Genomic DNA, 13,380 nt, shown 5'->3' on the forward strand with positions numbered 1-13,380 from the left:
GAGATTTGCCGGTGCACTCACTGAAGATATTGTTGATTGAAGATAACCCCACTATCGCCCGCCAGCTTGCCGAATTCCTGCACGCTGAGGGCTGGCAGATAGATTATGCCCAGCGGGGCCGCCAGGGCTTACAGCTGGCCCTGGAACAAATCTTCGACCTGATTATTCTCGACCTGGGCCTGCCGGATATGGACGGCTTAGAGGTCTGCGAAAAGATCAAGGCACAAGCGCCAGTTAACATGCCAATTCTGATGTTAACTGCCCGAGATGCTCTCGCAGATAAAGAACGCGGATTTGGTATCGGTGCCGATGACTACTTATGTAAGCCCTTCGAACCAAGGGAACTGATACTGAGATGCCGCGCCCTGGCACGTAGACACCAGCTGCATACCAGTGAAGAAATTAAGGTCGGTGATTTACAGATAAACCAGCGCCAGCAAACGGCCTACCGGGATAAACAACCTCTGCCCCTGACAACTATCGGTTTTCGCATTCTCACTATGCTCGCCCAGGCGTCGCCAGCACCAGTAAGCCGCTCGGCAATAATCCACCATATTTGGGGTGATGAACCCCCAGAAACAGACGCCTTAAAATCCCACATTTATAGTCTTCGCCAAACACTGGATAAGCCTTTCCAGGCCCCTATGTTAAAAACCATCACCAATCTCGGTTATCAGTTGGAAACTCCCAATGCGCGAAACCAGTAATTTACAGAGGAAGGTCTTCGCTATTTTTGGCAGTTTTACCCTGCTGTTATGCTTGGTGTTTTTTGCCATTTGTATGATGGTCGCCTATGTAGTTGAAGACCATTTACTCGATAACTTATTGGCCGGAGAAGTCCGCTACCTCGAACAGCAGGCAAGACTGACTAATACGACCCCAGAGCCACGCCTACCCTATTTAACGCTATACACTGAAAGCAAAATAATTCCGGCCGAACTGCGCACTGCCCTACCAAGCTATGCAGAAAAGGCTGAGTGGTTTAGTGATACTGAACATCACTTCCATTTACGCAGAGTACATTTTCCGGACAACCATTCCGCCGTTCTCGTAGCTGAAGTCAGTGAATTGCTCACTGTTACGCGACAATCTTCAAAACTTCTTTGGCTCTTTGCCAGCGCCTGTATCTTGACCCTACTCTTAGCCCTCTATTGTGCTTTTCGTATTTCCCGTAAAACCATCGCTCCTGTAGTAACCCTTGCTAAAGCAGTTCAGCAGCAGAGAAACTGCGATTCTCAAATTTCCCTGCCCTATAACAATGAACAAGATGAAATCGGTTATCTCGCAAGTACGTTGCAAGATACACTTAACCAGCTCAAGCTAACATTGCGCAGGGAAACTGAGTTTACCCGGGATACGAGCCATGAGTTGCGCACCGGGCTAACCATTCTGAAAAGCACACTGGCTCTCAGTCAAAATCGGGAAATGACTTTAGCTGAGAAAAATGAGCTATTAGAAACTGTTACCGGTATGGAAAAAACCGTTAAGACACTATTAGCCCTCGCCCGCTCTGAGTCTCTACAGTCGGAAGATATCCCATTGTGCGCTTTACTAGAGGAACGTCTTTTAGCTCAACACCAGTTAATTGTACAAAAGCATTTTAATGTTGATTTAAAGTTAGGGCACAAAGTCGGAGTCCTGGCCAATCGACACCTGGTAAGTCTGCTCTTCGACAACTTGATCAGCAATGCATTACAGCACGCTACCAGCCCTGAATTGGTTATTACCTATAAGGGGGACACACTCTTTTTTGAGAACGCCACAGACAACCAATTAGATCTAGAAACCTCCCTCTTACCCGGCCAAAAAAGGGAAGGCAGTGACGGTATTGGTCAAGGCCTTTTCCTGGCCAAGAGAATCTGTGAAGCCTTAAATTGGACCATCTCTATCCAATGTCGGAACAATATTTATCAGTGCGCTCTATCTTTTACATAGTAGCGTTCTAAGATTCAAATTTTTACCGTATGTGCTCGAGATGCATAGTGAATCGGCATCCATACCTTATACAATCTCGAGTGCAGCTTTTTCTTTCTTCCCAAATAGCAATTACAATCTCACCTGAATTTCACCTTCCATCCCTTATTCTCCTACGAACTCACTTGAAGATTTTCCGTCTGCTACTGCAATTTTGGAGATTAATATGTTGAAGAAAATTGTTATTTCCCTGGCACTGACTTTGTCCGTATTTTTTGGTTTTATTATTTGGATTAAGGGCCTAATTCCACCCCAAGAGCAGGACTTTTCCACTACGACAGTAAGTGACTTGCCGTATTTACAACAATTACCCAGGGAAAGCCGAGGAAAAATCTTAGCTGTTGTCACCAGTACTGAAACGATGGGAGGTAGTGGCAAGGCAACTGGTTATGAATTAACTGAACTGGCACGCCCCTATTACATCTTTTCAGCCAACGGATTTATTGTCGATATTGCCAGCCCCAAAGGCGGCAAACCGCCTGCGGTGATCGATAAAGATGATCTGGGGCCTTTCGATTATGCCTTTCTCAATGACCCGGAGGCACAACAAAAGGTCAACAACAGTATTCCTATCGATCAAGTATCAGCAGAGGATTACCAGGCCGTATTTTTTGTCGGCGGTAAAGGCACCATGTTCGATTTCCCCGACAATCCCCATATCCAGTCCCTGGTGCGGGAAATCTATAGCAGCGGCAAAATTATCGGAGCGGTATGCCACGGGCCAGCAGCCCTTGCCAATGTCACCCTGGATAATGGCAAGCCCTTAATCGCCGATCGGCAGATCAGTGCTTTTACTAACGAAGAGGAGCTTTTTCTTATCCCTGATGCCGAGCAACGATTTCCATTCCTGCTTGAGGATCGCTTACGTGAGCAAGGCGCGTTTTTTCAGGCTGGGCCCACTTACCTGGAACAAGTCAGTGTGGATGGCCAGCTTATTACCGGGCAAAACCCCTGGTCCACCTGGCTGGCGGCAGAGAGTATGGTAAGCGCGATGGGGTATACCCCTGTTCCACGCCAAATCACTCCGGCGGAGCAGACCGTCAAATTACTACTCACTTATGAGCAGCGCGGCTTTACCGAGGCCACAGAGAAATTACACAAGCTGCAGGAGAAAGGGGAAATAGACCAGCGCCTACTGGCCATGCACGGCGTTGTCTCTGTTATGCGTTGGGAGCCGGGCAGGGCTCTGGACATAATCAGACTGCTGTCCAAGAGCCAGGATTGATAGAGCCCCTCAAAAAGCCAGCTAGCCAGCCTGCTCTAGGGGCTGGCCATTTTCATCCACAAATAATACATCGCGAATACTGAGTTTTTGTCCCTGGGCATTCTGAACAGCCACTTCGGAGATAGGCTCACCACTGTTTTTATCGACCAGATGCATCCCATCTTTATTGCCGTTCCAGCGCAGATTCCACTGGCGCAGGGCGATTACCACCGTAAACAGGTCCCGGCCTTTTTCCGTTAAGCGGTACTCGTAGCGAGTACCGTGTTCACCCGCATCAAAGCGTACCAGCACCTCGTTATCCACCAGACGTGATAACCGATCCACAAGGATATTTTTGGCAATTCCCAGGTCTCTTTGGAAATCCACAAAACGGCGGGTACCCAGCATCGCCTGCTTAATTATCAGCAGGGACCACCAGTCCCCCACTTCATTCAGAGCGCAAGCCAGGGAGCAATTGAGATCATCAAAGCGTTTACGTGACATATAGGGAGCCTCTAAATAACTCCGTGATACCTCTGGCATGCAGAGCGGTTCACAATCAAGGCGCGGCTTCGCAGGAATGTCTAGACCTTTCAAGAAGTCGCAACGCGGAGTGTGAATCGCTCTGCAAGCCCCGAAGGGCGGGCCTTGAAGGCCACAGCTGCTGCGTTGCAGCTCTTGCAAAGGACTGAGCCATTCGCGGCGAGCTGCGCCTAACATCTGTAGCCTTCATGGCCCGCAGAGGCATTACGGAGTTATTCAGAGGCTCCCTAGACCAGTATACCGGCAAAAAGGTTTCAATACGAAACCAAATATTGAACTCAACTTCAAAATAAGGTCTTATAACGCAACCATTTTAATTGTGACCGAGCGGGACCAATAAGTCCCAGTGTTGAATCGAGACATTCAGGAGAGAAATATGAGTGGTTCCCTGGACAACCTACTGCGTCCTTTCGAGCATAAATCCCTAAAGCTGCGCAACCGGGTCGCAATGGCCCCCATGACCCGCACTATGTCACCGGGCTACGCCCCCAATGACCAAGTGGCCGGCTATTACCGCCGCCGCGCCGAGGGCGAAGTGGGACTAATTATTACCGAAGGCACCTTCGTTAATCATAAAGCCGCAAACGGCTACGAGAATGTTCCGGCAATCTACGGTGAGGCCGCTCTCGCCGGCTGGAAAAAAGTGGTAGACGAAGTACACGCTGCCGGTGGCCAGATTATCCCGCAGTTATGGCACGTAGGCTCCGTGCGCAAAGAGGGCATAGGCCCGGATAAATCAGTGCCCGGCTACTCCCCCTCAGGCCTGTTCAAACCCGGCAAGCCCAATGGCCAGGCGATGAGCAAAGAGGACATCCAGGAAGTTATACAAGCTTTTGCAGACGCAGCCAAAGCAGCCAAGGAAATTGGGTTTGACGGTGTAGAGATTCACGGCGCCCACGGCTACCTGATCGACCAGTTTTTCTGGGAAGGTACCAACCAACGCGATGACGAGTACGGTGGCTCCATCGAAAATCGCACCCGCTTTGCAGTGGAAATTATCAAAGCGGTACGTGAAGCCGTAGGCGAAGATTTCGCCATAGTGCTGCGCTACTCCCAATGGAAGCAGCAGGATTACGAAGCCAAGTTGGCGCAAAACCCGGAAGAACTGAAACGCTTCCTAACACCGCTAGTTGAAGCCGGCGTTGATATTTTCCACGCCTCTACAAGACGCTTCTGGGTGCCAGAATTTGAGGGTTCTGATCTCAACCTGGCAGGCTGGACCAAGGAATTGACGGGAAAACCGGTAATTTCTGTCGGCAGTGTCGGCCTTGACGATGATTTTATCGGCGGCAATAACCAGGGCATGGGTGGCACGGCCAATCCTACCGATTTAGGCGAACTGACCCGCCGTATGGGCAACCAGGAGTTCGACCTGATTGCCGTTGGCCGCGCGCTATTACAAGACCCACACTGGTTCGCCAAGGTGCGGGAAGATCGCGCGGAGGAAATCACTCCGTTCACCAAAGAGGCGCTAATGAGCCTAAGTTAATTATTCCCAACAAAAAAGCAGCCTCAAAGGGCTGCTTTTTATCTACATTTTTTAAAAATTTATTGGAATCACGGCCAAATAAATTCTACCGGCCACAATTTTTGCGAGTCCTGGTCGTACTCATTCCACAGTTGACGGTAAGTTTTCTGCTCGACCGGATGCAATACTTCCGGTGCTATCTCTGCCAGGGGCTGTAAAACAAAGGCATTTTTTACAATCTCACCTCGCGGTAATTTCACCCCGTCGACAGTGCCAATCAGGTGATCATAGGTGAGAATATCAATATCCAGGGTTCGTGCGCTGAACTTGGGCCCGGAGCGCAAGCGGCCATTGGCATCTTCGATACCGCGCAGACACAGGGCCAGCTGCCCTACCGGCAAGTCAGTTTCCAACCCCACCACCAGGTTGTAAAAATTATCACCCTGGAAACCCACCGCTTCACTTTCGAAGACCCGGGACACCTGTAATTCGCCAAACCGCCCTGCCAGGGCATCCAGCGCTGCGCGGATATATTGCGCACGATTGATATTACTGCCGAGGCTGAGATACACCTGAGCCACGTTTACACTCCCGCAGACATCGCTGCTGCACCTTTTGCCGGCCTCTCGCCGCGCTCAATAATGACACCCACATCCCTGGACCCTCTGACCGCACCCGGCTTGGACAAGCGCAGTCGCAGCCAGCTTACAGAAAACTCTTCCCTAACAATTGCCGCAGCCTGCTCTGCCATGGTCTCCACCAACAGAAACTCACTGCTTTCAATAAAAGCGATCAAGCGCTTGGCCACCGCTTTATAGTTAAGTGTGTACTCGATATTGTCTGTGCGCGCCGCCTCACTAATATCGAAGGCCATCTCCAAATCGAGACTAACCGTCTGGCGCACTTCCCGCTCCCAATCGTAAATACCAATAATGGTATTCACCTTTAAATCCCGTATATAAACAATATCCATTTATCGGCTCTTTTCTTTTTAATGCCAGGCTATCCCTGGGATTTTTTAAGTTCGGTCTTGGGCAACTCTGTCATGGGCCAGCGCGGGCGCACATCCACCGCAAGGCTCGTCTGCTCCCCTGCTTTTAAACGTAAACTACCGGCGTAGGCGATCATGGCGCCGTTATCAGTGCAGAATTCATGGCGGGGATAGTAGACGCTGGCGTTATCCTTTCGCAGGCTCGTTTCCAAACGCTCACGCAATAATTTATTTGCGGAAACTCCACCGGCAATCACCAGGGTTTTATAGCCAGAAGCCTTAATAGCGCGACGGCATTTAATCACCAGGGTATCCACTACCGCCTCCTGGAAAGCCGCAGCAATATCTGCGCAAGTCTGCTCGTCCGGCAAACCATCCTCCAGGGCGTGCTTGCGCACCGTCGTCAGGGTGAAGGTTTTTAGGCCTGAAAAACTGAAATCCAAGCCCGGTCGATCAGTCATAGGACGCGGGAAAGTAAAACGTTTGGGATCTCCTTTCTCCGCCAGGGCAGCCAAACGCGGGCCACCGGGATAATCCAGGTCGAGCATTTTGGCGGCCTTATCAAAGGCTTCGCCGGCTGCGTCATCCAGGGATTCACCCATCAGTTCGTAATCACCGAGCCCCCGCACCTCCACCAGCTGGGTGTGTCCGCCGGAAACCAGCAGGGCCACAAAAGGAAAGGCGGGCGGATTATCCTCCAACATTGGGGCCAGCAGGTGGCCTTCCATATGGTGCACCGCCACCGCCGGGATATCCCAGCCATAGGCCAGTGCACGGGCCGCGCAGGCCCCGACCATCAGCGCTCCCACCAGACCGGGGCCCGCGGTATAGGCGATACCATTGAGGTCTGAAGGGCTGGTCTCGGCCTTCTTCATTACCTGGCGAATCAGCGGCAAGAGTTTGCGCACATGATCGCGGCTCGCCAGCTCGGGGACTACACCGCCATAATCGGCATGCAGGTCCACTTGACTGAACAGGGCATGGCTGAGCAAACCGGACTCAGAATCGTAAATAGCGACGCCAGTTTCATCGCAGGAAGTTTCTATACCAAGGACGCGCACTTGATTTCATTCTCGTGACTTCTTCGAGGGGCGGTTATCATACTGGAAAATGGGGTTGCGATCCCGTATAGGAGTGTTTAGAATTTGCGCCCTCGCTGTGAACCGGCCACCGGATGCAACTGCGAGAGCATTGCCGGAATGGCCGAGAGAAACGAATTTTAACAGGTATCCTAATGCCCTCTGTACGAATCAAAGACAACGAACCTTTCGATATCGCCCTGCGCCGTTTCAAGCGCTCCTGTGAAAAAGCAGGCGTACTGTCTGAAGTACGTCGTCGCGAGTTCTACGAGAAGCCCACCGCTGTTCGTAAGCGCAAAGCTGCTGCCGCTGTTAAGCGTCACGCTAAAAAGCTTCAGCGCGAAAACCGCAAGTTCCAGCGTCTCTACTAAGAGCCGCAGGCTGCATAAGCCTGTCGCAGCGAGGCGGCCGGACGGGCTTAGCCCGTAGCGGAGCTATAAAGAACGGCGTGCGAGCCATACTCGCACGCCGTTTTTCGTTTGGGCTAACGCATTTCCCCCGCCCAGCAGACAAGCTATCCTAAGCCCCTGATCCCAAATTCATTGCCAACAATCCCGGAACACTCATTATGAGCACTCTCAAGGAAACCCTGACCCAAGCCACTAAAGACGCAATGAAAGCGCGAGACAAAGAGCGCCTGGCCACCCTGCGCCTGATCAACGCCGAGATCAAACGCGTTGAAGTCGACGAGCGCATCGACCTGGATGACGCCCGCATCCTCGCCCTGCTGGACAAAATGACCAAGCAGCGCCGCGACTCCATTACCCAGTACGAGAAAGCTGGCCGGGCTGAACTGGCAGCAGTAGAGCAGGCAGAAATTGAAGTTATCCAGGAATTCCTGCCGAAGCAGCTGAGCGAAGCTGAGATCACCGATATCGTTGCCTCCGCCGTCAAAGACACCGGTGCCAACAGCATGGCGGATATGGGCAAAGTCATCGCCCAGGTTAAACCCCAGGTGCAGGGCCGTGCAGATATGGGCGCGGTGAGCAAACTGGTGAAGGCCCAATTGGCCTAAGCTGAGCGAATCCCCATGGCCGGCAAGATACCCCAGCACTTTATTGACGATCTGCTCGCAAGGGCAGATATCGTCGAGCTGGTGGACAGCCGGGTCAAGCTGCGTAAAACCGGCAAAAACTACTCTGCCTGCTGCCCCTTCCACGACGAGAAAACCCCATCGTTTACCGTGAGTGCGGACAAGCAGTTTTATTACTGCTTCGGCTGCGGCGCCAATGGCAATGCCATCGGCTTCCTCATGGAGTACGACCGTCTGCCCTTCCCAGAAGCGGTGGAAAAACTCGCGGCCACCCGTGGACTGGAAGTCCCCAGGGAACAACTGGCACCGGGGCAAGAAAAGCGCCAGCGGGAGAGTCAATCTCTCTACCAGCTCACAGAGAAAGCCGCCGACTACTACCGTGAACAGCTGCGCAACCACCCCGCCGCAGGCAATGCGGTAGCCTACCTGCGCAATCGCGGTCTCTCCGGTGAGATTGCCCGGGACTTTGGTATCGGCCTTGCACCCCCGGGCTGGGACAACCTGCTCAATGCATTAGCCGATACTCCCGAGAAAGCGGATCAACTGGAACTGGCAGGCCTGGCCATTCGCCGCCAGGACAGTGATGGCAACACCAAGCCCAACGCGCGCCATCACTACGACCGCTTCCGCAACCGTATTATTTTCCCGATCCGCGACCAGCGCGGGCGCGCCATCGCCTTTGGCGGGCGGGTACTGGGCGACGACAAACCCAAGTACCTGAACTCCCCGGAAACCCCGATTTTCCACAAGAGCCGCGAACTCTACGGCCTGTGGGAAGCGCGCCAGGCCAACCGCAATTTAGAGCGCCTGATTGTGGTTGAAGGCTATATGGATGTGGTGGCCCTGGCCCAGTTCGATATCCGCTGCGCCGTCGCCACCCTGGGCACCGCTTGTGGCGAAGACCACATTCAACTCGCCTTCCGCCACACCACGGAACTGCTGTTTTGCTTCGACGGCGACCGCGCAGGCCGCGCTGCCGCCCGCCGCGCTCTGGAGTCGGCCCTGCCGCAGATGCAGGACGGGCGCAGCCTGCGCTTCCTGCTGCTGCCGGAAGGCGAGGACCCGGACACCCTGGTACGCCAACTGGGCGGTGAACGTTTCCAGCAGTTAATTAAGGAGCAGTCCCTACCGCTGGAAGATTTTCTCTTCGACCTACTGAGCGAAGATATCAACCTGCAGACCATGGACGGCCGCGCGCGCCTGTCCAAGCTCGCCGCTCCCCTGCTGGACCTGCTGCCCGATGGCGTCTACCGCCAGCTGATGTTCCAACAACTGGCCTCGCGCACCGGGCTCGATAAGGAAACCCTGCAAGAGGTTATCCGTACAGAAAAAGCTCGCACGCCGCAGCAGCCTCACCCACAACCTACAGCTGCACCGGGAGAGCCAAACCAAGCACCCTCCCCTCACGAGGAGCTGGAGCACCGCACATCGCCGGAACCCTGGCAGCGCGAAAGCAACTTCAGTGAAAGTGCAGCACCGAGTTACGACAGTCCGCGCCGCCAGAGCCAATATCTCCTGCCGCCAGAGCGCATGCTGATCGCCCTGCTATTGCACCACCCGGAGCTGGCAGCACAAATCGAAAATCCACAGCAATTCCCCATCGACGGCAATGCAGACCTGGCATTGTTTGTCCAGCTGGTAGAGCTGTACAAAAGCCGCCCCCAATTAAATTTCTATCAATTGATCGGCCACTGGCGTGCACACCACAGCGCAGAATCTTGCGATACCCTGGCCAAGCTCGCTATTTCTCCACTGGTATCGGTCGCGCGGCAACTCGCCCAGGATGACAGCAACCTGGAATACGATCCGCACACCGAATTTAACGACTGTCTGCTGCGCCTGAAACAAGCTGCAGACAAACAGCGCAACCGCGATTTACTCGATCAACTCAGGAACAGCGCCCAGTTGAGCCCCGAAGAACAACTGGCTCTATTAGCCAATTGGCGAAAAAAGCAGAATTAATAAGCGCCAACCCCTTGAAAACTGCGGGCTCAGCACTATATTCACTCACCCCGCCGGGCGGGATCGGGAACCCCAGCACCCTAAACATCGCACCTATGCCGTTACTTGACAGCTAGAGTGGTTATTGCTAGTGCAAATACGCTATAATCCCGCGTCTTTGTCCCGTATTTTCATTCCCAGAATTCAGGGTTGTGCATGACCGACAAAACCCAGCAACAGTCCCGCATTAAGGAACTGATCGCCCGCGGTAAAGAGCAGGGCTATCTGACCTATGCCGAGGTAAATGACCACCTACCGGAAGATATTTCCGATCCCGATCAGGTGGAAGACATTATTGGCATGATCAACGACATGGGCATCAAGGTGTTTGAAACCGCACCGGATGCCGAAGAGTTGTTGATGGCTGAAGGCGACAGCTCCGCTGATGAAATCGCCGCAGCCGAAGCTGCCGCTGCCCTGGCAGCCGTAGAGTCCGACGTAGGCCGAACCACCGATCCAGTACGCATGTATATGCGCGAAATGGGCACCGTAGAGCTGCTCACGCGCGAAGGCGAGATCGCCATTGCCAAGCGTATCGAAGAGGGCCTGCGCGAACTGATGGCCGCCCTGGCCTACTGGCCGGGTGCAGTGCAGCAGATCATCGATGAGTACGCTCTGATCGAGAAAGAAGAGCGCCGCATCCCCGATATTATCTCCGGTTGGCTCGACCCCGCCGACGAGGTTCCGCCCGGAGCCCAGGCCGGCCAAGCCGCCGCCGCTGCCAGCGCGCCGGAGTCATCAGATTCCGATGACGACGCCGAAGACGACGATAACGAAGACGACAGCAGCGACGAGGAAGAGGAAGCTACCGGCGGTATCGACCCCGAAGAGCTCGCCGAACGCATGAACGCGCTGATCGCCGCACAGAAAGCTGCCGACGAAGCCATCGCCGCCCACGGCCGCGACTCCAAAGAAGCTGGCCAGGCCCTCGAAGCCGTTGGCGATGTATTCCGCTTCTTTAAACTGGCTCCCCGCCAGTTCGAACCACTCTATGGTGAAGTTCGTTACGTACTCGACAGCGTACGCGAGCAAGAACGCGTGGTTATGGCCATGTGTATCAAACGCGCCCGCATGCCGCGCAAGACCTTTATCAAGGAATTCCCCGGCAACGAGACCAATGATGATTGGATTCCCGCAATCATCAAGAAAAAGCGCGATTACTCCGATGCCCTGCGCCACGTCGTAGACGAAGTTGTTCGCGCCCAGCGCAAACTGGCTCAGTTCCAGGAGCGCGCCAAGTTGGAAGTGGGCCAGATCAAAGAGATCAACCGCCGTATGTCCATTGGCGAGGCCCGTTCACGCCGCGCCAAGAAAGAGATGGTCGAAGCCAACCTGCGCCTGGTTATCTCTATCGCCAAGAAGTACACCAACCGCGGCCTGCAATTCCTGGACCTGATCCAGGAGGGCAACATCGGCTTGATGAAGGCTGTGGATAAGTTCGAATACCGCCGCGGTTACAAATTCTCCACTTATGCCACCTGGTGGATTCGCCAGGCCATTACTCGCTCTATTGCGGACCAGGCCCGCACCATCCGTATCCCGGTGCATATGATTGAGACCATCAACAAGCTCAACCGTATCAGCCGCCAGATGCTGCAGGAAATGGGTCGCGAACCCACCCCGGAAGAACTGGGCGAGCGCATGGAAATGCCGGAAGACAAGGTGCGTAAAGTCCTCAAAATCGCCAAAGAGCCGATCTCTATGGAGACGCCCATCGGCGACGATGAAGACTCCCACCTGGGTGACTTTATCGAGGACCAAAACCAATCCTCGCCGGTGGATACCGCCACTCAAACTGGTCTGCACGACGCTACCCGCTCTGTACTCTCCGGCCTCACCGCCCGTGAAGCCAAGGTACTGCGTATGCGTTTCGGTATCGATATGAATACCGACCACACTCTGGAAGAGGTGGGCAAACAGTTTGACGTAACCCGCGAGCGTATCCGTCAAATCGAAGCGAAAGCACTGCGCAAACTGCGACACCCCTCCAGGTCGGAGCATTTACGCAGCTTCCTCGACGAGTAAGCGCTAGACTAAAGCCCGGTTCAACCGGGCTTTTTTTTGTGACATAAAGATGACCTCCCCGCGCAGGCTTAGTGAAAGCAGGAGATAAGCATGCAAAAAGAAATGGCGAATAAGCAGGAAAAATCTGACGAGCTTGCCAACAAGCCCGGCAAGAAGGGGTTTGCTCGCCTCCTGGCTGCCACTAGCTACTCCAGTCAGGGGCTCGTCGCTGCATGGCGCAATGAGGAAGCTTTTCGCCAGGAAGTAATTGCTGCCTGCCTAATGGTGCCTCTCGCACTCTGGGCCGGGGAGACACCTACTGAGCGCGCCATATTGATTGCAGCCGTGATGTTTGTCCTCCCAATAGAACTTATCAACAGCGCTATTGAGGCGACCGTGGACCGCATCGGCCCCGAGAAACACCCGCTGGCCAAGATTGCCAAAGACACAGGCTCCGCCGCCGTGGCCGTCGCCCTCTTCGCTGCTTTCCTGGTTTGGTGCTGTATCCTTATCCCCAAACTGCCGATTTAAATACTTTAGTATGGGGTTTTAGCCTCCATTTCACATAAACAAGACAGCTGTACCAATTACAATCTCTAATTAATACTATCGAACCAATTAAGGTATTTGGCAGCTTTCGCAAGGTGGGTATCTATTCCATAAAGATCAGTTGTTGGCGAAAGCTTGAGCAATAGGGAAAGAAGATTTCTAGAATTTGCCCATATCGGCTTTGAGTGCTAACAAAGGCATTGATTTGCAAGGGAAAATCTTGTACTTTTCCCAACCGCTTGCAACGATCCTCGCAAGCAATGTGTGGGCCCTTAGCTCAGTTGGTTAGAGCATCCGACTCATAATCGGCAGGTCCTGGGTTCGAGTCCCGGAGGGCCCACCATTTTCCATCAACTAAATGTGATTAGCCTCACTAACCTTCTCAAGTTAGCTTGACTCCCGATTTTAACCAACGACTGACCTGTCGTTTATTCCCTCTCTGGCATTATCAATTTATCAACCTCTTCGCTTTGGCAAGTGATATAAATTGTAATTTCCCTCACTTTACTCGTTAAAATGCTAGAAGGATAATGT

13 protein-coding genes and 1 tRNA gene are annotated in these 13,380 nt (G+C 53.4%); 10 read left to right on the forward strand and 4 right to left on the reverse strand.

Annotated elements, in window-relative coordinates; all coding sequences use genetic code 11:
• Positions 1 to 11: 11 nt before the first annotated feature.
• The 3 genes from ACJJIZ_RS00385 (at position 12) to ACJJIZ_RS00395 (ending at position 3,199) form a co-directional block, all read left to right on the forward strand.
• Positions 12 to 707, forward strand: a complete 696-nt coding sequence (locus ACJJIZ_RS00385) for a response regulator transcription factor (protein ID WP_444914868.1) — start codon at positions 12 to 14, stop codon at positions 705 to 707.
• A complete protein-coding gene (locus tag ACJJIZ_RS00390) occupies positions 691 to 1,935 on the forward strand; it encodes a sensor histidine kinase (protein ID WP_444914869.1) in 1,245 nt (414 codons plus the stop codon). The genes ACJJIZ_RS00385 and ACJJIZ_RS00390 overlap by 17 nt, the downstream gene beginning before the upstream one ends.
• 205 nt (positions 1,936 to 2,140) lie before the next feature.
• Positions 2,141 to 3,199 carry a type 1 glutamine amidotransferase domain-containing protein gene (locus ACJJIZ_RS00395; RefSeq protein ID WP_444914870.1) on the forward strand — a complete coding sequence of 353 codons (1,059 nt, stop codon included), beginning with the start codon at positions 2,141 to 2,143 and terminating at the stop codon, positions 3,197 to 3,199.
• A 21-nt stretch (positions 3,200 to 3,220) separates the two neighbouring features.
• On the opposite strand, the gene ACJJIZ_RS00400 is transcribed toward ACJJIZ_RS00395, so the two are convergent.
• Entirely contained in the window at positions 3,221 to 3,682 is a 462-nt protein-coding gene (locus ACJJIZ_RS00400; protein ID WP_444914871.1) for a winged helix-turn-helix transcriptional regulator, read from the reverse strand.
• A gap of 415 nt (positions 3,683 to 4,097) precedes the next feature.
• Here ACJJIZ_RS00400 and ACJJIZ_RS00405 point away from each other — a divergent pair, with 415 nt between their 5' ends.
• The gene (locus ACJJIZ_RS00405; RefSeq protein ID WP_444914872.1) at positions 4,098 to 5,210 is read left to right on the forward strand and encodes an NADH:flavin oxidoreductase; all 1,113 of its coding nucleotides are present in this window, start codon (positions 4,098 to 4,100) and stop codon (positions 5,208 to 5,210) included.
• Positions 5,211 to 5,278: 68 nt separating this feature from the next.
• Here the strand turns inward: ACJJIZ_RS00405 and folK are convergent, their stop codons facing one another.
• From folK to tsaD, 3 genes are read right to left on the reverse strand one after another with little or no spacing between them, the layout of a single operon-like run.
• Positions 5,279 to 5,770 carry a 2-amino-4-hydroxy-6-hydroxymethyldihydropteridine diphosphokinase gene (folK, locus tag ACJJIZ_RS00410; protein WP_444914873.1) on the reverse strand — a complete coding sequence of 164 codons (492 nt, stop codon included), beginning with the start codon at positions 5,768 to 5,770 and terminating at the stop codon, positions 5,279 to 5,281.
• Between the two features lie 2 nt (positions 5,771 to 5,772).
• Positions 5,773 to 6,162 carry a dihydroneopterin aldolase gene (gene folB, locus ACJJIZ_RS00415; protein WP_020411528.1) on the reverse strand — a complete coding sequence of 130 codons (390 nt, stop codon included), beginning with the start codon at positions 6,160 to 6,162 and terminating at the stop codon, positions 5,773 to 5,775.
• A 29-nt stretch (positions 6,163 to 6,191) separates the two neighbouring features.
• On the reverse strand, positions 6,192 to 7,241 hold the full coding sequence (gene tsaD, locus ACJJIZ_RS00420) for a tRNA (adenosine(37)-N6)-threonylcarbamoyltransferase complex transferase subunit TsaD (protein WP_444914874.1): 1,050 nt from the start codon (positions 7,239 to 7,241) through the stop codon (positions 6,192 to 6,194).
• 173 nt (positions 7,242 to 7,414) lie between these two features.
• Between tsaD and rpsU the strand changes: the two genes are divergently transcribed.
• The 6 genes from rpsU to ACJJIZ_RS00450 all read left to right on the forward strand — a co-directional run bounded on the left by rpsU (position 7,415) and on the right by ACJJIZ_RS00450 (position 13,189).
• A complete protein-coding gene (gene rpsU, locus ACJJIZ_RS00425) occupies positions 7,415 to 7,630 on the forward strand; it encodes a 30S ribosomal protein S21 (RefSeq protein ID WP_020411530.1) in 216 nt (71 codons plus the stop codon).
• Between the two features lie 197 nt (positions 7,631 to 7,827).
• Positions 7,828 to 8,274, forward strand: coding sequence for a GatB/YqeY domain-containing protein (locus ACJJIZ_RS00430; protein WP_108731584.1), 447 nt, complete (start codon positions 7,828 to 7,830; stop codon positions 8,272 to 8,274).
• A 15-nt stretch (positions 8,275 to 8,289) separates the two neighbouring features.
• A complete protein-coding gene (gene dnaG, locus ACJJIZ_RS00435; RefSeq protein WP_444914875.1) occupies positions 8,290 to 10,254 on the forward strand; it encodes a DNA primase in 1,965 nt (654 codons plus the stop codon).
• A 195-nt stretch (positions 10,255 to 10,449) separates the two neighbouring features.
• Positions 10,450 to 12,318, forward strand: a complete 1,869-nt coding sequence (gene rpoD, locus ACJJIZ_RS00440) for an RNA polymerase sigma factor RpoD (RefSeq protein ID WP_444914876.1) — start codon at positions 10,450 to 10,452, stop codon at positions 12,316 to 12,318.
• Between the two features lie 90 nt (positions 12,319 to 12,408).
• Entirely contained in the window at positions 12,409 to 12,828 is a 420-nt protein-coding gene (locus ACJJIZ_RS00445; protein ID WP_444914877.1) for a diacylglycerol kinase, read from the forward strand.
• Positions 12,829 to 13,112: 284 nt separating this feature from the next.
• A tRNA-Ile gene (locus ACJJIZ_RS00450) sits at positions 13,113 to 13,189 on the forward strand.
• Positions 13,190 to 13,380 lie beyond the last annotated feature (191 nt).

The organism is Microbulbifer maximicatervae (SeqCode), from assembly GCF_052467225.1.